19 protein-coding genes are annotated in these 18,194 nt (G+C 73.2%); 6 read left to right on the forward strand and 13 right to left on the reverse strand.

The features are described 5' to 3' along the window. The coding region (locus tag AB0F11_RS34600) for a PIG-L family deacetylase (protein ID WP_362182673.1) at positions 1–1,871 on the reverse strand (1,871 nt) is incomplete at its 3' end. Positions 1,872–2,156: 285 nt separating this feature from the next. Here AB0F11_RS34600 and AB0F11_RS34605 point away from each other — a divergent pair. After that, positions 2,157–2,720 carry a hypothetical protein gene (locus AB0F11_RS34605; protein WP_362182676.1) on the forward strand — a complete coding sequence of 188 codons (564 nt, stop codon included), beginning with the start codon at positions 2,157–2,159 and terminating at the stop codon, positions 2,718–2,720. Positions 2,721–2,722: 2 nt separating this feature from the next. Here the strand turns inward: AB0F11_RS34605 and AB0F11_RS34610 are convergent, their stop codons facing one another. Beyond that, positions 2,723–3,367: a hypothetical protein gene (locus AB0F11_RS34610; RefSeq protein WP_362182678.1), complete on the reverse strand. Its 645-nt coding sequence runs from the start codon at positions 3,365–3,367 to the stop codon at positions 2,723–2,725. 235 nt (positions 3,368–3,602) lie between these two features. On the opposite strand from AB0F11_RS34610, the gene budA reads away from it, so the two are divergent. Then, positions 3,603–4,355 carry an acetolactate decarboxylase gene (gene budA / locus AB0F11_RS34615; RefSeq protein WP_362182681.1) on the forward strand — a complete coding sequence of 251 codons (753 nt, stop codon included), beginning with the start codon at positions 3,603–3,605 and terminating at the stop codon, positions 4,353–4,355. A gap of 202 nt (positions 4,356–4,557) precedes the next feature. Then, positions 4,558–4,773: a hypothetical protein gene (locus tag AB0F11_RS34620; RefSeq protein WP_362182684.1), complete on the forward strand. Its 216-nt coding sequence runs from the start codon at positions 4,558–4,560 to the stop codon at positions 4,771–4,773. A 41-nt stretch (positions 4,774–4,814) separates the two neighbouring features. Here AB0F11_RS34620 and AB0F11_RS34625 read toward each other — a convergent pair whose 3' ends face one another. Together AB0F11_RS34625 and AB0F11_RS34630 are read right to left on the reverse strand one after the other, a co-directional pair. Beyond that, complete coding sequence (locus AB0F11_RS34625; RefSeq protein WP_362182688.1) at positions 4,815–6,014, reverse strand: MFS transporter; 1,200 nt, start codon at positions 6,012–6,014, stop codon at positions 4,815–4,817. Between the two features lie 190 nt (positions 6,015–6,204). Beyond that, entirely contained in the window at positions 6,205–7,668 is a 1,464-nt protein-coding gene (locus tag AB0F11_RS34630; RefSeq protein WP_362182691.1) for a multicopper oxidase domain-containing protein, read from the reverse strand. A gap of 209 nt (positions 7,669–7,877) precedes the next feature. On the opposite strand from AB0F11_RS34630, the gene AB0F11_RS34635 reads away from it, so the two are divergent. Then, positions 7,878–8,234, forward strand: a complete 357-nt coding sequence (locus tag AB0F11_RS34635; RefSeq protein WP_362182694.1) for a hypothetical protein — start codon at positions 7,878–7,880, stop codon at positions 8,232–8,234. On the opposite strand, the gene AB0F11_RS34640 is transcribed toward AB0F11_RS34635, so the two are convergent. Further along, the gene (locus AB0F11_RS34640) at positions 8,191–8,877 is read right to left on the reverse strand and encodes a macro domain-containing protein (protein ID WP_362182697.1); all 687 of its coding nucleotides are present in this window, start codon (positions 8,875–8,877) and stop codon (positions 8,191–8,193) included. The genes AB0F11_RS34635 and AB0F11_RS34640 overlap by 44 nt on opposite strands. A 210-nt stretch (positions 8,878–9,087) precedes the next feature. Between AB0F11_RS34640 and AB0F11_RS34645 the strand changes: the two genes are divergently transcribed. Next, positions 9,088–10,710 carry an ADP-ribosyltransferase domain-containing protein gene (locus tag AB0F11_RS34645; protein WP_362182700.1) on the forward strand — a complete coding sequence of 541 codons (1,623 nt, stop codon included), beginning with the start codon at positions 9,088–9,090 and terminating at the stop codon, positions 10,708–10,710. A gap of 61 nt (positions 10,711–10,771) precedes the next feature. Here AB0F11_RS34645 and AB0F11_RS34650 read toward each other — a convergent pair whose 3' ends face one another. Both AB0F11_RS34650 and AB0F11_RS34655 read right to left on the reverse strand, forming a co-directional pair. After that, positions 10,772–11,602 (reverse strand): class I SAM-dependent methyltransferase, encoded by an 831-nt coding sequence (locus tag AB0F11_RS34650; RefSeq protein ID WP_362182703.1) that lies wholly within the window; start codon positions 11,600–11,602, stop codon positions 10,772–10,774. A gap of 40 nt (positions 11,603–11,642) precedes the next feature. After that, a complete protein-coding gene (locus AB0F11_RS34655) occupies positions 11,643–12,869 on the reverse strand; it encodes a PP2C family protein-serine/threonine phosphatase (RefSeq protein WP_362182706.1) in 1,227 nt (408 codons plus the stop codon). Positions 12,870–13,007: 138 nt separating this feature from the next. On the opposite strand from AB0F11_RS34655, the gene AB0F11_RS34660 reads away from it, so the two are divergent. Continuing rightward, positions 13,008–13,916: an SDR family NAD(P)-dependent oxidoreductase gene (locus AB0F11_RS34660; RefSeq protein ID WP_362182709.1), complete on the forward strand. Its 909-nt coding sequence runs from the start codon at positions 13,008–13,010 to the stop codon at positions 13,914–13,916. Here the strand turns inward: AB0F11_RS34660 and AB0F11_RS34665 are convergent. The 6 genes from AB0F11_RS34665 to AB0F11_RS34690 form a co-directional block, all read right to left on the reverse strand. Then, positions 13,840–14,541, reverse strand: a complete 702-nt coding sequence (locus AB0F11_RS34665; RefSeq protein ID WP_362182712.1) for a helix-turn-helix domain-containing protein — start codon at positions 14,539–14,541, stop codon at positions 13,840–13,842. The two genes, AB0F11_RS34660 and AB0F11_RS34665, sit on opposite strands and share 77 nt — an antisense overlap. Positions 14,542–14,552: 11 nt before the next feature. Further along, a complete protein-coding gene (locus tag AB0F11_RS34670) occupies positions 14,553–14,912 on the reverse strand; it encodes a hypothetical protein (protein WP_362182714.1) in 360 nt (119 codons plus the stop codon). After that, positions 14,909–15,478, reverse strand: a complete 570-nt coding sequence (locus tag AB0F11_RS34675) for an ATP-binding protein (protein ID WP_362182717.1) — start codon at positions 15,476–15,478, stop codon at positions 14,909–14,911. Before AB0F11_RS34675 ends, AB0F11_RS34670 begins: the two co-directional genes overlap by 4 nt. A gap of 1,018 nt (positions 15,479–16,496) precedes the next feature. Next, positions 16,497–17,018 (reverse strand): histidine phosphatase family protein, encoded by a 522-nt coding sequence (locus AB0F11_RS34680; protein ID WP_362182720.1) that lies wholly within the window; start codon positions 17,016–17,018, stop codon positions 16,497–16,499. 312 nt (positions 17,019–17,330) lie between these two features. Continuing rightward, a complete protein-coding gene (locus AB0F11_RS34685; protein ID WP_362182723.1) occupies positions 17,331–17,702 on the reverse strand; it encodes a hypothetical protein in 372 nt (123 codons plus the stop codon). A gap of 54 nt (positions 17,703–17,756) precedes the next feature. Next, a complete protein-coding gene (locus tag AB0F11_RS34690; RefSeq protein ID WP_362182726.1) occupies positions 17,757–17,924 on the reverse strand; it encodes a hypothetical protein in 168 nt (55 codons plus the stop codon). Between the last annotated feature and the right edge of the window lie 270 nt (positions 17,925–18,194).

The following is an 18,194-nucleotide window of genomic DNA, read 5'->3' on the forward strand; positions in this document are numbered from 1 at the left end:
CCCGCGCCCGCGCGGCCCGCGAGGAGGCGGCCCGCGACGCCGACGGCGCCGTAGCCGCCGTCCCCGCCCGCCTCGGTGACCTCGGAGAACGGTGCGACGGGGCCGGAGCCGTCCGCGGCGGACAGGCTCGTGCCGACGGCGCCCGTACCGGGGCGGCGGAAGTAGAGGCGGATGCCGTCGCCCTGCGGGCGCGCCGAGAGCGGGCCCGTGGTCGCCGGCAGGCCGGTCGGCAGGGGGCCGTCGTACGGGGCGTCCGGCGTCGGCCGGACCCAGGTCAGCACGGTGACGGCCGTCGCCGCGTAGACGTGGCGCCGCCCCGCGGCGTCGGTGACGGTCACCGGATCACCGAGCAGGCCGGCGCCGCCGAGGGCCTGCCACGGTTCGAAGGCGCCGTCCGGGGTCGTCTGCGTACGGGTACGCAGGGTGTGCCGGGAGTCCCGTACGTACACCGTCATACGACCCGTGCCGTCCACGGAGACGGCGGGTGCACTGAGGGCCGAGGTGCCGGATATGTCGTCCGTGTCCGGGGTGCCCAGCGACTGCCACGGGCCGAACGCGCCGTCGGGCGCGGCCTGGACGGCGTAGACGAGCTCCCGGCCGTACTCCTGGGACTCCGCGCCCAGGGTCGTGCGGGTGGCGAACACCGCGATCCTGCCGTCGGGGAGCCGCACCGCGCTCGCGCCCGCGTCGACACCGGTGCCGGGAAGGAAGCGCGGGCCCTGCCAGGGAGCCCGGGGGCCGCTGCGCGACCAGTACGCCATCTGGCCGTCCAGGGCGGCGAAGGCCCACAGCCGGCCGCCCGCGCCCTCGGCCATCCAGGACGTGCTGTCGCCTCGGGCGTAGCGGATGGTCTGGCTCCAGCCGGCACCGGTGGGGCGGGTGGCGGCCTTGCGGTCGCCGCAGCCGGCGGGGCTGCCGCACCAGTCCTGGTGGTCCATCCAGGCGTAGGTCTTGAGGTAGACGAGCTTCTCCGCGGCCGTCTGCGGGTCGAGCGTCGGGGGGAGGGAGCTGTTGGGGTAGCTCACGTAGTTCTGGACCGAGAAGTGCGGCCGGTCCGCGGACTTCGCGTAGCGCTCGGCAGCGGCCTGCACGAAGCGGGCGCCGTACATGTGGTCCTGGTGGTCGAGGAAGGCGCCGGTGGCCTCCGACCGGCCGGGGGTCGGGTCCTGCGTCCGTATGGTGGTCGGCTTGTACATCGCGAAGACGTTCGCGAGGGCCTCCACGACCTGGTCCTTGGTGTACGAGAACCAGGGCTTGACCGGCGTCCCGGAGGTGAGCTGGGCGCCGAGGGCGGGGACCTTGGCGTCCCAGAGGCCGCGCAGGCTGTCCGGGTTGTCCCCGGAGATGCTGCGGGCCTCGCGCAGCTGCATCCAGACCAGGTTGACCTCGGGCCGGGCGGCGAGGACGTCCACCTCCGCGCTGCCGCCGCCGACGGTGGGCACGGACCGGCGCTGCCAGGCGCTGGTGCGGTCGCCGGTGGCCATCTGCGCGTAGGCGGCGCGGATGCCGTTCTGGCGGGCCTCGGCGTAGGCGGCGCGGTCGGCGGGGCGCTCCGGGTCCTCCAGGAGCGGGCTGTGGGCCTCGTTCCTGCCGTCGGACTCGCCGGAGGTGAGGTAGACGGTGGCGACCTTGACTCCGGTGGATATGGAGCGGCTCAGGTCGGGGTTCATGAAGAAGAGGTCGTCATCGGGATGCGCGACGACCTGGAGCACTGTTCCTTCGGTCACACTCGGGGGGACGGCCGCGTCGGGGGCCTCCGGCTGCAGCGCGGTCCCGTAGCCGTACGCCCAGGTCGTCACGCCGACGGCGGCAGCGGAGAGCAGGGCGAGCAGGGCCGCGAGGCGGCTGCTGCGGCGGGTGGCCAGGGACATCTACAACGCCTTGAGGATCGGTCCGGTGCGGAATTCCCGTGAGGGGAGTCGGCGTCCCGATGGCTCCACCGCTCCGGAGACGACCGGGCCCGATTATGCCTCGCGCGTTTTCGGCTGACACACCATCAAGTGGCATATGAGGTAAATGGAACCGATGGCTCGAATGTACCTTTTGTCCCATTTATCGATGGTTTGTTTCGGCGGCCTGCGGGTCCCTGTCGAGGCCCCTGTCGGCCCCCTGACGCCCGGTTCGGGGCGGCAGATCGGCATGGCATTCTTGTGATCATGAACAAGGAACGTGTGGGCAGGATCATAGGCGGCTCCTTCGGGGTGGTGTTCGTCCAGATCAGCGCGGGGAAGCTGCCGACGGCCGTGGGGGGCCCGCTGCGGCTGCTCGCCATTGCCGCCTTCGTCGGGATGCTCGTCGTGAAGCGGCGCGGGGCCACCGCCCGGCCGGCGGAGGATGCGGCCCCTGCGCCGGCCCCTGCTGCTCCTGCTCCGCGCGTGGGCTTCGGGCGCCGGTACTGGTACGTGGTGGCCGCCGAGGCCGTGGCGCTCCTGGGCGGGCTGGTGCTGATCAACCCGGTGCTGCACGCCCCGCAGGTCACCGTGGGCTGGATCGCCTTCGTGGTCGGCGTGCACTTCTTCGGGCTGGCGACCGCCTGGCAGCTCCCGTCCCTGCGGACGCTCGGCGCGGCCATGGCGGCGTGCGGGCTCGGCGGGATGGTCCTGGCCTGCTTCGGCGCCCCGGCCGCGGTCATCGCCGTCGTCGCCGGCATCGCCCCCGGTGCCCTGCTCCTCGCCTGGACCTGGCGGCCCGGCGCCGCCGCGCCGGCGGCCGTCCGCTGAGGTCAGTCCAGCCAGTCGAGGTCCTGGATCTCCAGGCCGTCGGCCCCGAGTTCGGTGTTCTCGGCGTGCTCGCGCATCCGGGGCCCGTACTCGGGGTGCTCGGCCAGCGAGGTGTACGTGTCGAAGTCCAGGTCCAGGATCTCGGCGAGATCGGCGAGGTACACGTCGAGGCCGGGGTACATCACAGCCACGTACGGCAGGTCGTCGATGTCGGTGACGAGGACCGGGTACTCGCCGGTGGAGTCCGGCGCGCCCAGGTAGAGCAGGCGGCGCGAGTCGCAGCCGCCGACGAGCGGCAGGCACACCGCAGGCAGCAGCTTCTCGAAGTCGGCGAACGCGCCGGGCATCACGCCGCCGCTGCCGTACATCCACTCCGCCGTCGCGCCGAGGCCCTGGTCGCCGAACACGGGCTCGAGGGGGTCCTCGTACCAGCCGACATTGGCGAGCCAGGAGCTGTCGTAGGCCAGCCACCGGCGCAGGCTGGGCGGCAGGGGCCTGCCGCCGGGCAGCCTCAGCCGGTCGATCACCTCCGGCGCGAGCGGCACCGGGTCGGTGATGTCCGGTGCCTCCGACGTGGGCCAGCCCTCCCGCCTGACCCGCTCGATCACCCGGTCGATCAACGCTGCTCCGTGCATGCTCTCGTTCACGCCACGCACCATGCCACACGGCACTGACACCGCCGTTCCCCGGGGCCGCCGGCGGGGGCGCGCGGAGGCGGCGCGCGGCGGGTGGTGGTGCGGCGCACGACCGGGCGCAACGGGCGACCGCCCGTGCGCCGTTGTGGCGGCGGCGGGGCTTCCTTAGCGTGCTCGGCGCAGGCGCAGGCCCGGCGCAGGCTGACGGCGTACGCGGCGTACGCAGGGTGCTCCAGGGGGGACATGCATGGCTGCTTCGGACGCGGTTCCACGGCCCACAGGGCAGATCTTCCAGACCTCCACCATGACCGCCATGCTCGAAGGGGTCTACGAGGGCACGACCACCATCGCGGAGCTCCGGCGCCACGGAGACTTCGGGATCGGCACCTTCGACCGGCTCGACGGCGAGATGATCGTCCTGGACGGGCGGTGCTACCGGTTGCGCGCCGACGGGACGGCCGGTGAGGCCGACCCGGCCACGCGGACTCCCCTCGCGGCCGTGACCTGGTTCCACGGCGAGTACGACTGGCGGACCGAGGAACCCCTGGACGCCGCGGGGCTGCGGACGCTGATCGACGGCCGGCTCCCGAGCCCCAACCTGTTCTACGCGGTCCGCATCGACGGCCACTTCGACCACATGGTCACCCGGATGCTCCCGGAGCAGCACCGCCCGTATCAGCGGCTGATCGATGCGGTGGCCGGGCAGATCATCTCCACCCACACCGACCTGCGCGGGACCATCGTCGGCTTCCGCAGCCCCACGCACATGCTGGGCGTGGCCGCCGCCGGGTACCACTTGCACTTCCTGTCCCGGTGCCGCACGCGCGGGGGCCACGCCTACGACTTCGTGCTGCGTTCGGGACGGGTGCGGTTCGACGTCGGCTACGAGCTGTGCCTGCGCATGCCGCGGACCCAGGACTTCGAACGTGCGCAGCTCGGCCGCGGCGATGTCGCAGCGGAGATCGAGGCGGTGCTCCAGGGGCGCCGCCCGAGGGCGTGAGCGCGCCGCGCCCGCACATCCGGATGCTTGGCAGCCGGAGGGCCGTGCCCTTCGGCCATCCGGGCTGACGGGGCGCGGCGAGGGCGGCCATACGGGTGCGGTGCGGGCCGTGTCCGGTGTACCGGCGCGGGCGTGCCTCACATGCTGGGAGCCGGGGAGCCGCCCGCTGTCCCCGCCCACCCAGCGACGCAAGGAGCACGCGATGCCGTTGGACACCGTCGGACGTTTCCTGGCCGCCCTCGATCCGGCGCACCGGGAGACCGTGAGCGGCAAACCGCGCGAGGAGCAGGAGCGGCTCGCCGCGGCCTGGGAGGAGGAGCTGGAGCAGGACACCGACATCGACGTCCTCGACGAGCTGTCGCCCGCGGCCGCCGAGAGCGAGGCGGCGCGCAGGGTGATGGAGCGTCATCCCGAGTAGCCGGTGCCTGCGGGGCCGGCGGCCCCGGCCCGGGCCGCGGCTCAGGGGTCTTCGCGGACCGGGTGGCGCAGGAGGTAGGCGGCTGCGGGGGCCACCAGGGCGGCCATGCAGGCGATGAACACCAGCCCGGCGCCCTCCAGGCCCAGGAGGCCGGACAGGACGCCGACGCCGATCACCGGCACCGAGATGCCCGCGTACGCCACCACGAACAGCGTCGAGATCACCGCCGCGCGGCTGTCCTGCGGAGAGGCCGCGGCCACCGCGGACAGGGCCGCGCGGAACGCCAGGCCCTGCCCGCCCCCGCCGACGAGGGCGCTCAGCACCACCAGCGCCAGCAGGTCCCAGTGCAGGGCGCCCGCGAGCAGCGCGAGGCCGGCCAGGAGCGCCGCGCAGCCCAGCGGCAGCGAGCGCCCGACGCCGACCCGGCCGACCGCCGACTGCCCGACGGTGGAGGCGAGGAAGGCGAGGGCGACGACCAGCCCGCTCACCGCGTGGTTGTGCACGTCGAGGGATTGCGCGAGGAACGCCGGGCTGACCGAGGTGAACACCCCGAACAGGGCGAACCCCACGAACGATGCGGTCGCCGCGGGCCCGAAGACCGGCCGCACCTGTGCCGGCAGGCCGGGCCGCTGCGGTCGTACGGTGCGCAGCGGGCGGCGCCGGTCCACGGTCTCCGGCAGGCGCAGGACGACGGCGGCAGAGCAGGCGACCAGCGCCAGGTGCACGGCGAACGGGAGGTACAGGGGCATCGGGGCGTACTGGGCGAGGACCCCGGCGAGGAGCGGGCCGCAGCCCAGACCGCCCATGTTGGCGGCGGTCGCCACGAGGGTTGCCTTGGCGGCCCCGCCCGGTGGGGCCAACTCCATCACGTACGCGGTGGCGGCCCCGGTGAACAGGCCGGCGGACAGGCCCGACAACAGCCGCCCGGCGTACAGCCAGCCCAGCCCGGTGGCGCTGAGGAAGCAGACGGCGCTCGCCGCGGCGCAGGCGAGGCCGCACAGCAGGACCGGGCGCCGGCCCACGGTGTCCGAGGCATTGCCCGCCAGGAGCAGGACGCCCATGACCCCGAAGGCGTAGACGGCGTACACGACGGTCACCGTCAGCTCGGAGAAGCCGAACTTCTCCTGGTAGAGGCCGTAGAGCGGGGTGGGCAGGGTGGTACCGGCCATGCAGACGGCGAAGACGGCCCCGCCGAGCAGGCACCTCGTCCACGGCCGCCGGCCGCGGCTCGTTCCTCGCATGGACGCAACCCTTGCGAGCGCGGCGCGCCACCCGGCGCAGACACACCGCTGATGACCCCGATCGGTGAACCGCCGACCGCCGCGCCGGTCGCCGCGGGAGGGTGCGGGTGGCCCTTTCGCCCGACTTGCCGAGGCTTCGCGGAACCGGCAGGGCTTCGTCGAACGCAGGGCCACACGCCTGCGTCCGGATCTACCGAACGCGGAAGTTGGCCATCATGCCCATGGCCGAGTGGTCGAGCAGGTGGCAGTGGTAGACGTAGTCACCCCGGTACGAGTCGAAGGTGGCGTGCAGTTTCACCGTCTCGCCGGCCATGAGCTCGACGGTGTCCTTCAGCCCGGCTTCGGCAGGTCCGACCGGGACGCCGCCCCGCTCCAGCACCCGGAACTGGACCAGGTGCATGTGGAAGTTGTGCGGGATCCGCTGGTTGGCGTTGGTCACCGTCCATATCTCGGAGGTGCCGAAGGTGACCGTCTGGTCGATCCGGCCCGGCTCCCACTGCAGGCCGTCCATGAACCCGCGCGCCTCGGCGCGGCCGTCCTCGTCCATGCTGAGGACGATCTTCCGCTCGACCGCCGGCTTGGGCAGGGAGTCCACCGGCGGCAGCGTCCGCAGCACGTCGGGCACGCTGCTCGGGTCGGGGGCCGTGCGGACCACGTCGAAGCGGAGCACGTTGCCCGGCTCGGTGGCGCCCGCGCCCGGCAGGTTCTGCAGGACGATCTTCGTGCCGACCGGGTAGCGGGAGAAGTCGATGACGACGTCGGCGCGTTCCGCCGGGGAGAGCTTGATGGTGTCGGTCGTGAACGGGCGCTCCAGCAGGCCGCCGTCGGAGCCGATCTGCACGATCTGCCCGCCGTCGGCGAGGCGGAGCTTGAAGAAGCGGAGGTTGGAGGTGTTGAGCAGGCGGAAGCGGTACTTGCGGGCGGCGACCTCCAGGTACGGGCTCGGGCGGCCGTTGGCGAGCAGGGTGGTGCGGCCTCGGAAGTCGTCCATCTGGTAGACCAGCTGGCCGAATTCGTCGAAGCGGGCGTCGCGCAGCGCGATGGGTATCTCGTACTGGCCGGAGGGCAGGGGCAGGGCGCGCTCGGTCTCGTCGGTCAGGACGTACGCCCCCGACAGGCCGCGGTAGACGTGCTCCGACTCCATGTGGTGGGCGTGGTCGTGGAACCACAGCGTGGCGTTCGGCTGCTGGTTGGGATAGGTGTACGTGCGCGCCGCGCCCGGGGCGACGGTGTCCATGGGGCCGCCGTCGTTCTCGGGGGCGACGCTTCCGCCGTGGAGGTGCGGCGAGATCGGCATGTCCAGGGCGTTGCGGTGACGGATGGTGACCTGGCGGCCGCTGCGGGCCCGTACGATCGGACCCGGAAAGTGGCCGTCGTAGGTGAGCACCTTGGTCTGCACTCCGGGGATGATCTCCCGGGTGACCTCCTTGACGGTGACGCGGTACGCGTCCTGGCCGCCCTGCGTGGAGTACGGGGTCAGGACGGGGAGTTGCGGCATCTTCACGGTGAACGGCGCGGGCAGGGCGACCGCCTCTGCGCCGTCCGCGGCCTGGGCGGTGTCGGTGCGCAGCGCGGGCAGCAGCCCGGCACCGGTGATCAGGCCCGCGCCGGTGGTGGCGAGGGTGCCGACGAGCATGCGTCTTCTGGTGACCATGGGTGTGTCCTCCTGGGAAAGGTGAGGATGCGCACTGGTGTTCGTGTGGCGAACGCCTTCCCTCATAATCCGGACACCCGGGGGGCCGCGCTTGGCCGAAACCGGAGAATGTCAGGTAACAGGCCATGGATTCGGTGGAATTGTCGGATCCATTTCGCGGCCCCGCCGACGGATAGGATGGCCTGCCGAAAAGCAACTCACGGAGAACCATGCGTGCTGGACTGCGCACATTCGTGCGTCTGACCTTCGGCAACTGGTGGTCGGGGACTTACCTCGCCGTGGTTGCCTTCTTTCTGCTGTTCGGCTTCGGGGTGAACGACAGCTATGTGGCGGGATTGCTCGGGGGCCTGCTGGGGATGCCCACGCTTCTCGTCCTGTTCGGTGTCGTCAACTCGCTCGGGGCCTGGGCACAGACGGACGTCGTGACGGTCTGCCTCATCGTGGCCACCTACACGTTTCAGGCGTTCATGCTCGGGTTGCTGGTGCGCACGGTCCGGGCGAAGTTGCAGCGGTCCGGCGGGGTCAGGAGCGGTGCGCAGGACGGCCGCCCGGGCGGGGCGGTGTGATGCGGACCGGCTGGTCTACGGGTGCGCTCTCCATGTCGTCGAGCTGCGCGGTGATGGTGCTGCGCAGGTCGTCGTAGTCCTCGAAGCGGTGGTCGTGGAACAGGGTGTGGCCCGACCACATCAGGTTGGCGCACACCCGGGCCGGCACCCGGCCCGTCCGGGCCCCCATGCCGACCAGGGCCACCGAGGAGATGCTGCCCGGCGCCGCCTGGTTCTGCCGGTGGACGGCCTGGAACGCGGCGGCGCATGCCAGGGCCACGTTGAGGGTCTCGCTCACGTTCTGTGAGGACGCCTCCATCGTCGGCGTCGATATCAGGAACTTCGGGTTGGTCGCCCCGGACGGGACGCAGACCGCGCTGCCCACGGGAAGGCTCCCTCCGAAGCGGTCGCGGATCGCCCGCTGCACCCGCAGTTGGATGCCCGCTCCGAGGTGCCGCTTGACGGCCGCGTCGACGCCGCCGTCCATCCGGCCCCGGGAGTTGGTCGGGCTGACCCAGGCGTCGACCTGCTCGTCGAGGATCGAGCCCCTGCGGATCGTGATGCCGGGGGTGTCGGCGAACGCGGCCCGCCAGGCGTCCACCACCTCGGGGTTGGTGTCCGTCAGCACCACCTGGAGCAGGGTCCGCACAGGGTTTTCGGGCATGGGTGACTCCGATCGCACAAGGGCTCTTCGTCCCTGTCTGTCTTTCACTGATCACGACGCTAGCGGGGGCCACTGACAACGCCGTCCGACCGCGGCAGCGGTGACGTGGCGTCACAGGCGCTGTCAGTGGCCCCTGATAGATCTCGGGACACGTTCGGCGCTCAGTCGCCCTTGCCCGTCCGTACGGTTGACGATCGGAGTTCTGTTCCCGTGAGCGATTCCCGCACCCCTGCCACCACGCCCGACCCCCACGACCCGCTGGCCTTGGCCGAGCTGTTCGAAGGCGGGGGCGAACCGTGGCTTCCGCTGCTGCGGCCCGTCATCGAGGCGCAGCCGGACGCGGCCTCGTTCATCGGGCCGGGCCGCGGACCGGAGGTCGTCCCCGTCCGCGAACTCACCTTCCAGGCGCTCAAGCCCCACCCGCCGCACAAGTGGAAGGTCGTGGTCTTCGGCCAGAACCCGTACCCGCGCCCGGAGAGCGCCACGGGCATCGCCATGTTCGACAACACCTTCCACGACTGGAAGGACAGCCAGTTCGGCAGGGTCGTCAGCATCCGCTGCATCATCAAGGCCGCGGCGATGTGGAAGTACGGCATACCCAAGAAGACCCCCATCGCCGACGTCCGCGCGCTGTTGAAGGAGCAGGAGACCGTCCAGCCGCCGGAGTGGTTCCAGGCGATGCTCACCCAGGGCGTGCTGCTGCTGAACGCGGCGCTCACCGCCGGCAGCGACGGTTCGACGGGGCCCGACCGCCACACCGCGTTCTGGCGGCCGGTCGCCGAGCGGATCGTCGAGGAGATCCTCAAGGCCAAGCAGGATGCCGACGAGGAGGACCGCGGTGTGGTGTTCGCGTGGTGGGGGGCGCACGCGCGGAACCTGAAGAAGGTCGTCCAACGGCTCCAGAAGAAGTACCCGGGCGTCGACGTCCGGCACATCGACCACCCCAACCCCGCGGCGCAGGGCGACGTCTTCTGCGAAGGCGACCACTTCGCGGTGGTCAACGAGGCGCTGGCTTCGGTCGGCGCCGATCCGGTCGACTGGCTGCCGAGCAAGGGGTGGGACCAGCGCGCGGTGGAGGCCGGCGGGGCGGACAGCGGGGTCGCCGCACGCATGGGCGCGTTCATCACGTCCACGATGGAGCTGCACCAGCTGTACCTGGACCGGCTCGCCGGGGTGAAGGACGAGGGGCTCGTCCTGCCGCCGATCACCGGCGTGTTCGACACCCCGCTCATGGGCTTCCAGGACGCCGTCGGACCGGTCGCCGAGCTGCTGTCCGGTCTCGGCCGGCACGTCGAGCGCTCCCGCGACTTCGGCAAGATGCGGGCGGACGAGACCGCCGGCGGCGGCCTGTCGGCCGACGCCATCGCCGCCCTCTACCTGTACACCTGCGAATCGGCGTTCTACCGCGAGATCAACGCCGTCCTGCGCTCCCCGGACCGGGCGCGGCTCGTCCCGTACCTGCCGTACCTGCGGCTGCTGTTCTCGGCGGTGTCGCAGCTCCCCGCCCGCAGGGAGCCGCTGTGGCGCGGCGTGCCGCTGGACCTGCGGGCGCAGTACCCGCTCGGCCGGACGGTGACCTGGTGGGGCGTGTCCTCGTGCACCTCCGAGCCGGGGGTGGCGCGGGGGTTCCTCGGCAGCCGCGGCAAGCGGACGCTCTTCGAGGTGGTCCCCGTCCGGGCGGTGGGGATCCGCAACTTCTCCGCGTTCACCGGGGAGGAGGAGTTCATCCTGTCGCCGGGCACCCAGCTGAAGGTGACGGACGTGCGGACGGAGCGCGGCGGCCTGTGCACCGTGAGGCTGACGGAGCTGGAGGAGCAGTCCCTGGTGTCCTGAGCGGCCCCGAGCGGCCGGACCCGGGCCCTGGCGGCCGGACCGCGGGTCCCGCGCCGCGCGCCTATCGGGTGCGGGCCAGGAACAGGTCGCCGAGGTGGTCCACGGCGATGCCGCCGCCGTGGGCGTCCAGGACCCGGGCGGTCTCGGCGAGGAGCCGCTCGCGCTGCTCGGCCGGCAGGACGCGGTAGCGCGAGAGCGAGGCCAGGTGCCCCACGTACCGGTCCGTGTCCCAGTGGCGCTCCTCGCGGAACCGGTGCGCGCGCAGGTCGGTGAACCGGCCGTCGCGCCGGCACTCGGCGTCCGGCCACGAGCCGGGTACGGCGCCCCAGTTGCCCGGGACGTCGCCGAAGGAGGAGGCCGGCTCGCCGTGCGGTGCGTTCGCCATCCCGTGCCTGCGGTCGACCTCGGCGAGAGCGGCGTGGACCTCCGCGTCCCGTACGCCCTGGAGGGTCCAGAACAGGGCGACCGCCCCACCGGGGGCGAGGGCTCCGTGGACCAGGTCCCAGCGCCGCTCCGGGTCGATCCAGTGCCAGGAGGTGGCGGCAAGGAGGAGCCCGAAGGACCGGCTGCCGCTCGGCCGCCAGTCCTCGAAGGGGGCTATCTCCACCCGGACCTGCGGGTAGGAGGCGGTGTTGCGGCGCAGGACGTCGGCCATCCGCTCGTCGGGTTCGATGCACACCAGCGGGGTTCCGGCAGCGGCGAAGGGCACGGTGGCCTTGCCGGTGCCCGCGCCCACCTCCAGCGCCGCACGTCCGCCGAGGGCCGCGTAGGCCAGTACCTCCCGGACCAGGGGCTGCGGATATCCGGGGCGGGTGGCGTCGTACAGCTCGGCCACCTCCCCGAAGACCCGGCCGCGCGTCCTGTCGACCTCGACCTGCTCCCGGGGGGCCATCCGCGTCCTCTCGCCACCGTGACCGGCAAGCGGCCCTACCCTACCGACCCGCCTCCAGAACGGGGTGCCATTCGGCGAGCAGGATGGTGGCGTCGTCGGCGAGGTGGCCGTTGTGGTGGGCGAGGATCGCGCGCACCAGGCGCCGCAGCGCCTCGGGTGCCGGCTCACCGGCGGCGGCGGCACGGATGATCGAGTCGATGAGCCGGTTCTCCCCGAACAGTTCGCCGGTGGCCGAGCGGGCCTCGGTCACCCCGTCCGTGTGGATCAGGAGCCGGTCGCCCGGTTCGAGCTGGGCGTGGTGCACCACGGCACGGGGCCGTTCCTCGTGGTCGGAGGGCAGGCCGAGCGGAAGCTGTACGGGCCGTTCGAGCGCGCCGTGGACGACGTGCTGGCGGCGGATGATCATCGGGGGCGGGTGGCCGCGGTTCACCCAGGTCAGCGCCCCGGTGGCCAGCGCCAGGTCGGCGAAGACGCCGGTGAGGAGCCGGTCCGGCAGCCACCTTTTGAGGGCCGCGTCGACGGTGGAGGCGATGTCCGCGAGATCGCCTCCGGAGCGGCGGGTGGAGCGGGAGCCGGCCATGGCGACGGCCGCACACAGGCCGGAGGCCAGGTCGTGGCCCATGGCGTCGATGACGGCCATGTGCAGGGCCGTGGGGGTGAGGGTGTGGTCGAAGGCGTCCCCGCCGATCTCGTAGGCCGGCTCCAGGATCGCGCTGGAGGTCGCCTCCGGACAGCCGATCGTGCGGGGCGGCATGAACGCCCAGGCGAGCTCGGCCTGCAGCAGCATCGGTTTGCTCCGGGTCAGGCGCGAGACCAGGTCGCCGAAACGGCTCTTGGCGGCGATCAGCTGCCCCGTCAGCGAGGCGAGGGATTTGCACTGCTCCAAGGTGGCCGACTCCAGCGCCGAGGCGGTCAGCCGCAGGACCCCCAGCCTTTCCACCCCGTCGACCAGCGGCAGCCACAGCACCAGGTCACTGCCGGACGACAGCTGCACGGTGCCGGTGCGGTACGCCCACCCGGCCAGCGATCCGTCCACCGCGACGCCCGTCTCCGCAGCCCCCTGCTGCGCCGTTCCCTCACCGTGGCGGAGGCCGTCCGGCAGGGGGACGAGACGGATCTGCTGCAGGTCGGAGAGGAAGATCACGGCGTCGCTCATGCCGACGGCCTGGGCCGCCGTGCGGACCCTGCCCGGGAGGTCCCCGGGTCCGAGGCGGTGGCTCTCGGCCAGCAGGTCGGCCAGGAGACGGCTGAAGTCGGCTTCTTCCACTGCTCTCACCACCACCTGGACGCGAGGGCGGCTCGGGATACCGACGATCGGGCACCTGAGGGGGCCCCGTCCGACGTCTGCCCCGTCCGGCCCCGCCCACGCCCGTGTGGTCGGAAGCGGGAAGGGTAGGCGCCGCCCATGAACACACAGCGTCCGCTGGCCGTGGTCACCGGGGCCTCGACCGGCATCGGCTACGAGATCGCACGGGAGCTCGCCGACGGGGGCCACGACCTCGTCATCGCGGCCGAGGGACCCGACATCCACCTCGCCGCGCGCCGCCTCACCCACCATGCGCAGGAGGTCCGGGCCGTCCGGGCCGACCTGGCCACCTACGACGGCGCCGAGACCCTGGTGCACGAGGTGCGCCTGCGGCAGCGGCCGGTGGCCGTGCTGGTGCTGAACGCGGGAGTCGGCAGGGCGGGCGGATTCCTGGAGACCGACCTCGCGGACACCGCCCGGGTCATCGACCTCAACATCGCCTCGACGGTGCACCTGGCCCGCCGCCTGCTGCCGGACATGGCCGCGCGGGGTGCGGGGCGGCTGCTGCTCACCTCGTCCGTCGCCGCCGAGCTGCCGGGGCCGTACCACGCGGTACACAACGCCTCCGAGGCCTTCCTGTACTCCTTCGGCCTGGCGCTCCACGAGGAGCTGGCCCCGTACGGGGTCTCGGTCACGGTGCTGCTGCCCGGGGCGACGGACACCGCGTTCTTCGCCCGGGCGGGCCTGCTCGGGACCCGCCTCGGCCGCACCCGCAAGGACGATCCGGCCCTGGTCGCCCGGCAGGCCTGCCGGGCGCTGGCCTCGGGCCGGGCACGGGTGGTGGCGGGCTCCCCCGCGACCCGGGCCGAGGAGCTCGTGGTGCACGCCCTGCCGCCCCGGACGAAGGCGGCCCTGCACCGGCACGAGGCCCGGCCGGTCCACGGCCGCAGCGGGATCGCCGGGCGGCTGGCGGGGATGACCGGAGCGGACCTCACCGGCGCAGCGTGGTCCTGGGCGGCTCACCGTACGCGCGCCGGTAGGCGGCGGCGAACCGGCCCGCATGGGTGAACCCCCGGCGGGATGCGATGTCGGGGCCGGTCGCACCGGCCCCGGGGTCCGCGTCCTGCAGTTCGGTGTGGGCGTGGTCGAGGCGGACGCGCCGCGCGTAGTCCAGTGGCGTGGTCATCAGGGGGCTGGTGTCGAGGTCGTTCGGGAACACCACCGGCGCCGTCGCCGCCAGCAGCCGCGCGGTCTCGGCCGCGACCAGCGGGGAGACGCCGCCGGGCGCCAGGACGGCGCACCGGGCGAAGTCCGCGGTGCGCTGCCACAGCGCGGCCGTCCGCAGGCCGGCGGGGACCAGGTCGGTGAAGTGCAGGGGGCGGCTGCGCCGCGGTGACGCGTCGTCCGCCGCCCGCCCCACCAGGTCCCCGGGCAGCAGCACCGAGGAGATCCGCAGGTCGTCGGTGAGCAGGGTGCGGCTCTCGTCCGGCCGCCCGTCCAGGCAGACGTCACCGCTCCCGAGCCGCTCGTGCCGGTCGCCGCTGCGCAGTTCGGCGCGCCCGGCCTGCAGGGAGCTGACCATGAGGAGCCCGACGGGCGAGAAGACCATGCTCAGCCGGCCGGGGAGGAGGAGCTCCGTCAGCGCGAAGGGGCCGGCGTCGATGCGGGCGATCCCGTACTCGCCGGCGGCCACGGGGAGGACTGTCAGCTGGGACCCTGGCATTCCGGATCGCTCGGGTCCTCCGGGTCGTCCGCGTCCTCCCGCGCCAAGGCGAGGGCGAGCCGCTGGAGGATCTCCTCGGTGGTCTCCCGCGGATCGGCATCGTCGTGGGCGTCGGCCAGCGCGTCGAAGGCCAGCAGGAAACCGTTCACCAGCGCGCTGAAGGGCTCGGACAGCTGCTCCAGCACCGCCCAGCCAGCTTCCGCGGCGGTGGCTTCGACCGGTACCAGGAACTGGTCGGGGATGGCCTCGCCGAGGAGCTCGGAGACGAACTCGTCCGCGGCGCCCGCCCTGGCGGCGGTGATGGCGGCGATGGCCTTGAGCTTGACCTCGTTCTCCCTCATCGGTCGCACCCCTGTGCCCAGTCGTCGGCCCGGTCGTGGGTTCCGGCGCGGCTCGCACCGTGGGTCCCGGCGCGGCTCGCGCCGTGGGTCCCGCCGTTGGTTCTGCGGTGGGTTCTGTCGTTGGTTCGGCGGTGGGTTCTGTCGTCGTTCCTGCGGTCGCGGTCGCCGTGGTGCGCGGCGAAACGCGGTGCGCCCTCCTGGGCGGAGTGCGCGGCGACCACGACGGTGATCGTCTTGCCCGACGGCCGGCTCTCGACCGTCACGTGCTCCGCGAGCCGGTTGATGATCAGCCAGCCGAACCGTCCGGGCACATCGGCAGGGGTGGGCCCGTCGAGGGGCGGGTCCGGCTCCGCGTCGGACACCTGGACGAGGGCCTCGGGGGGCCGGCAGCGGATCCGGAAGGCGGTCGCCCCGCCCGCGTGCCGCCGCGCATTGGCGACCAGCTCGGTGACCACGAGGAGCGCGTCCTCGGCGTCCGGCCCGGTGACGCCGTGGGCGGCCAACACGGCGGACGTCACGTCCCGGGCCTGCTCGCAGGTCGGGCCGCCGGCGGCTCCCGGTCCCATGGGTCGCCTCCTCTCTGCGGCGTCGGTCCCCCGCAACGGTGCCCCTGGCCTCCGGACCCTGGTTCCCGGCCTCCTGGGCCTCCGGGCCCTACGGCCTCTGGGGCCCGTCAGGACGGGTCCGGGCTCCTCGTAGGCGCGTCTGTCCTCCGGGGATGGCCCGAAACCAGCAGAGGGCTCCCGTTCCGGTCGGCAGCAGCCCGCCGGTGCCTGCGATGGTTCGTTCTGCGGACGGAACAGGCGAACCTGTTCGCCCATGGGGCTACGGTGGCCCCCCGGGGGCGCGGACCATGAAGTGATGTCCCCCGCCCCCGGCGCCGTGGAGGTGAGATCCCGATGGCCGAACCGTCACGCAATGGCACCGCCGTCGAGGCGCGCCCGGCCGCCCGGGTGCTCGTCACCGTCGGTGGCCCCGCGGCCGCGTGACGGCCCTGGTGCGGGTGAGGTCACGGAGAGCGCCCTGGCGCCCCTGCGGCGCAGCCTGACGTATGCGCCTGGCCGCGGCCGGTGGTCGGAGCCTGTCCGTCACGGCCGTCTCCCCGCCTGTCCTGCGGCTCTTCCGTGCCACCGGCTGCGCGGCGCGGCTGATCGGGTCCGACCCGGCAGCGGCCAGGTCGCTGTTCCTCACTGCCGAGCTGCGCCGGGCGCTGGCGCGCGCCGGGGCCTCATGGGCATCGGCCCTGCGGGGGCCGGGCGATCGCCTGCACCTCCGCATCGACGGTGAGGCGCCGACCGTCACCTGGCCGGCGACCCGGGGTTCCGTGGCCATCGGGGACAGCGGGGCAGAGCAGGTGCTGTACGAGGCGGTCGCTTCGGCTCTGCACCGGCGGGGCTGCGCCCGGTGCGGTACCGCACGGCGCAGGCGCACCGCCCGCCGCAGGCGGAGGCCGTCCGGGCCGCCTTGTTCGGCCCGCGGGCCCTGCGCAGGAGCCGTCGCGTGTGACGGCCGGGGGGCCGCCTGCTCTGGCGGCCCTGGGAGTCGGCCGTCGCCGGGTCGTCGCTGGGGTCGTCGCCGCCGAGGTCAGTCGTCGCCCGGAGCCCAGAAGTCGGCCAGGTGTGCCGCGCCCTTTGCGAGCTCCCGCCACGGACAGGTCACGGTCAGTACGACCACGCCGCAGGTGGGAAAGGCCTCTTCCAGCCGGTTGCGCAGCTGCTTCGGACCGCTTCCGCACAGGGCGGTCGCCAGCTCGTGCACGGCCGGGTTGTGCCCGACGAGCAGGACGCCGGACAGGTCCGGCGCATGCTCCTGCAGGGCGGCGAGGAGCTCGTCCCCGTCGGCGTGGTAGAGCCGTTCCGCGTAGTACGCCGGCGGTGGGTCGGAAAGGTGGGGGATCATCAGCTGCCAGGTCCGGCGGGCCCGTACCGCGGTCGAGGACTGGGCGAGGTCGACGCGGTGCCCGGACTCCTCCAGCCAGCGCCCCGCCGCGCCGGCGTCGCGGCGTCCGCGCGCGGTGAGGTCCCGGTCGGGGTCGTCCGCTGCGTCCTTGGGCACGGCCTTGCCGTGCCGCACGAGGACGATCCTGCGCTCGCTGCTCTCTGACATGGGATGCTCTCCGTCCGGGACGGCTTCGGGATGCGGATACGGCCGGGGTTCACGGCAGCCGCACGGCCTCTTCGAGGCCGGGACTGATGGCCGGCACCTCCTGTACGCCGGCCAGTTCGAGGAGCCTCAGCAGCGTCAGGGTGGCGCCACGATGCGCAGCCGGGTCGCTCGTGCGCTGCGTACAGCAGTTCCGCTTCCAGCGGACCCACCGTGTCCTGGTCCACCGCGCCGGATGCCCATACCGGCCCGGAACGGCGCGGCCCTGGTAGTCCTGCGCGGTCGCGCCGCAGCTCGTTCACGTGGACCGCCTCCTCACTCCCGCTCGCCCCTCTTCGAGGGGCGCTTGCCCGGCTTCGCCGCGCGTACGTCGCCCGGTTCACGACGCCCTGTCGTCGGGCAGTACGGGCGCCCCGGCGGCGATGCACCGGCAGCCGGCCTCCCGCGCGGCGAGCGCCACCTGCCGCGCAGCCAGTCCGGTTCGGAGCGCAGGCCCGCGCTGTCGGCCGTCGGTACGGTGTCGACACCGGCCTGGGCGGGGCGGTGGCCCGCCGTCACCCGTTCGCCGAGTTCGCAGCGGACCGCGGCCACGAGCTCCGGCCCGCGGTCGGTGAGGCTCCGGCTGCGGGCGTCCATCACCAGGTACTCCTCTTGCGCCGCCATCGCCAGCCGCTTGAGCCCGGCCATCGTGCGGCCCTCCTCGGGTTCGGGTCCCTGTTCCGGCTTCTCGACTGGGGCGGTTCAGTCCTCGCCGCGGGCGACGTTGGTCTCCGGCCCTGCGTCCTCGAAGGAACCGTCGGGTTCCAAGCCCCGGTCGAGGAGAGCCGGACGGCAGGTCCGGATCCGTGCCTCGGGTGCGATGCGGCTGCTGATCGGCTGGGTGTCCGCCTCCATCTCCTTGGCCGACACCTCCCTCGTTCGTTCACTGTTGCTGCGTCGGACCTGCGTCTACCCGGCCGCCCCCGGAGCATGCCGCGGGTGCCCTTCCCACCAGGCGCCGGGCGCCTCGGCCATGTCGGCTTCACGGCAGCACGGTTGGGCGCCCCGGCCCCCTCGTCACCGGCCGGAACGCCCCGAGGCATGGAAGTGCCCGGACCGGGCAGGTGGGCGGCGATCATTCGTTCCAAATGCAGCCTCGCCGGCGATTGAGGCGCGGGTCCGGGCGGAGCCCGGTGCCCG

Origin of the sequence: Streptomyces sp. NPDC032472 (assembly GCF_040636955.1) — a bacterium.
Taxonomy (GTDB): Bacteria; Actinomycetota; Actinomycetes; order Streptomycetales; family Streptomycetaceae; genus Streptomyces.

Excerpts from the sequence above, each read along its gene's own strand:
- AB0F11_RS34605 (WP_362182676.1), top strand. The coding sequence starts at position 2,157 with ATGAACAAGGAACGTGTGGGCAGGATCATAGGCGGCTCCTTCGGGGTG.
- budA (WP_362182681.1), top strand. The coding sequence starts at position 3,603 with ATGGCTGCTTCGGACGCGGTTCCACGGCCCACAGGGCAGATCTTCCAG.
- AB0F11_RS34620 (WP_362182684.1), top strand. The coding sequence starts at position 4,558 with ATGCCGTTGGACACCGTCGGACGTTTCCTGGCCGCCCTCGATCCGGCG.
- AB0F11_RS34625 (WP_362182688.1), bottom strand. The coding sequence starts at position 6,014 with ATGCGAGGAACGAGCCGCGGCCGGCGGCCGTGGACGAGGTGCCTGCTC.
- AB0F11_RS34630 (WP_362182691.1), bottom strand. The coding sequence starts at position 7,668 with ATGGTCACCAGAAGACGCATGCTCGTCGGCACCCTCGCCACCACCGGC.
- AB0F11_RS34635 (WP_362182694.1), top strand. The coding sequence starts at position 7,878 with ATGCGTGCTGGACTGCGCACATTCGTGCGTCTGACCTTCGGCAACTGG.
- AB0F11_RS34640 (WP_362182697.1), bottom strand. The coding sequence starts at position 8,877 with ATGCCCGAAAACCCTGTGCGGACCCTGCTCCAGGTGGTGCTGACGGAC.
- AB0F11_RS34650 (WP_362182703.1), bottom strand. The coding sequence starts at position 11,602 with ATGGCCCCCCGGGAGCAGGTCGAGGTCGACAGGACGCGCGGCCGGGTC.
- AB0F11_RS34660 (WP_362182709.1), top strand. The coding sequence starts at position 13,008 with ATGAACACACAGCGTCCGCTGGCCGTGGTCACCGGGGCCTCGACCGGC.
- AB0F11_RS34670 (WP_362182714.1), bottom strand. The coding sequence starts at position 14,912 with ATGAGGGAGAACGAGGTCAAGCTCAAGGCCATCGCCGCCATCACCGCC.
- AB0F11_RS34675 (WP_362182717.1), bottom strand. The coding sequence starts at position 15,478 with ATGGGACCGGGAGCCGCCGGCGGCCCGACCTGCGAGCAGGCCCGGGAC.
- AB0F11_RS34680 (WP_362182720.1), bottom strand. The coding sequence starts at position 17,018 with ATGTCAGAGAGCAGCGAGCGCAGGATCGTCCTCGTGCGGCACGGCAAG.
- AB0F11_RS34685 (WP_362182723.1), bottom strand. The coding sequence starts at position 17,702 with ATGGCCGGGCTCAAGCGGCTGGCGATGGCGGCGCAAGAGGAGTACCTG.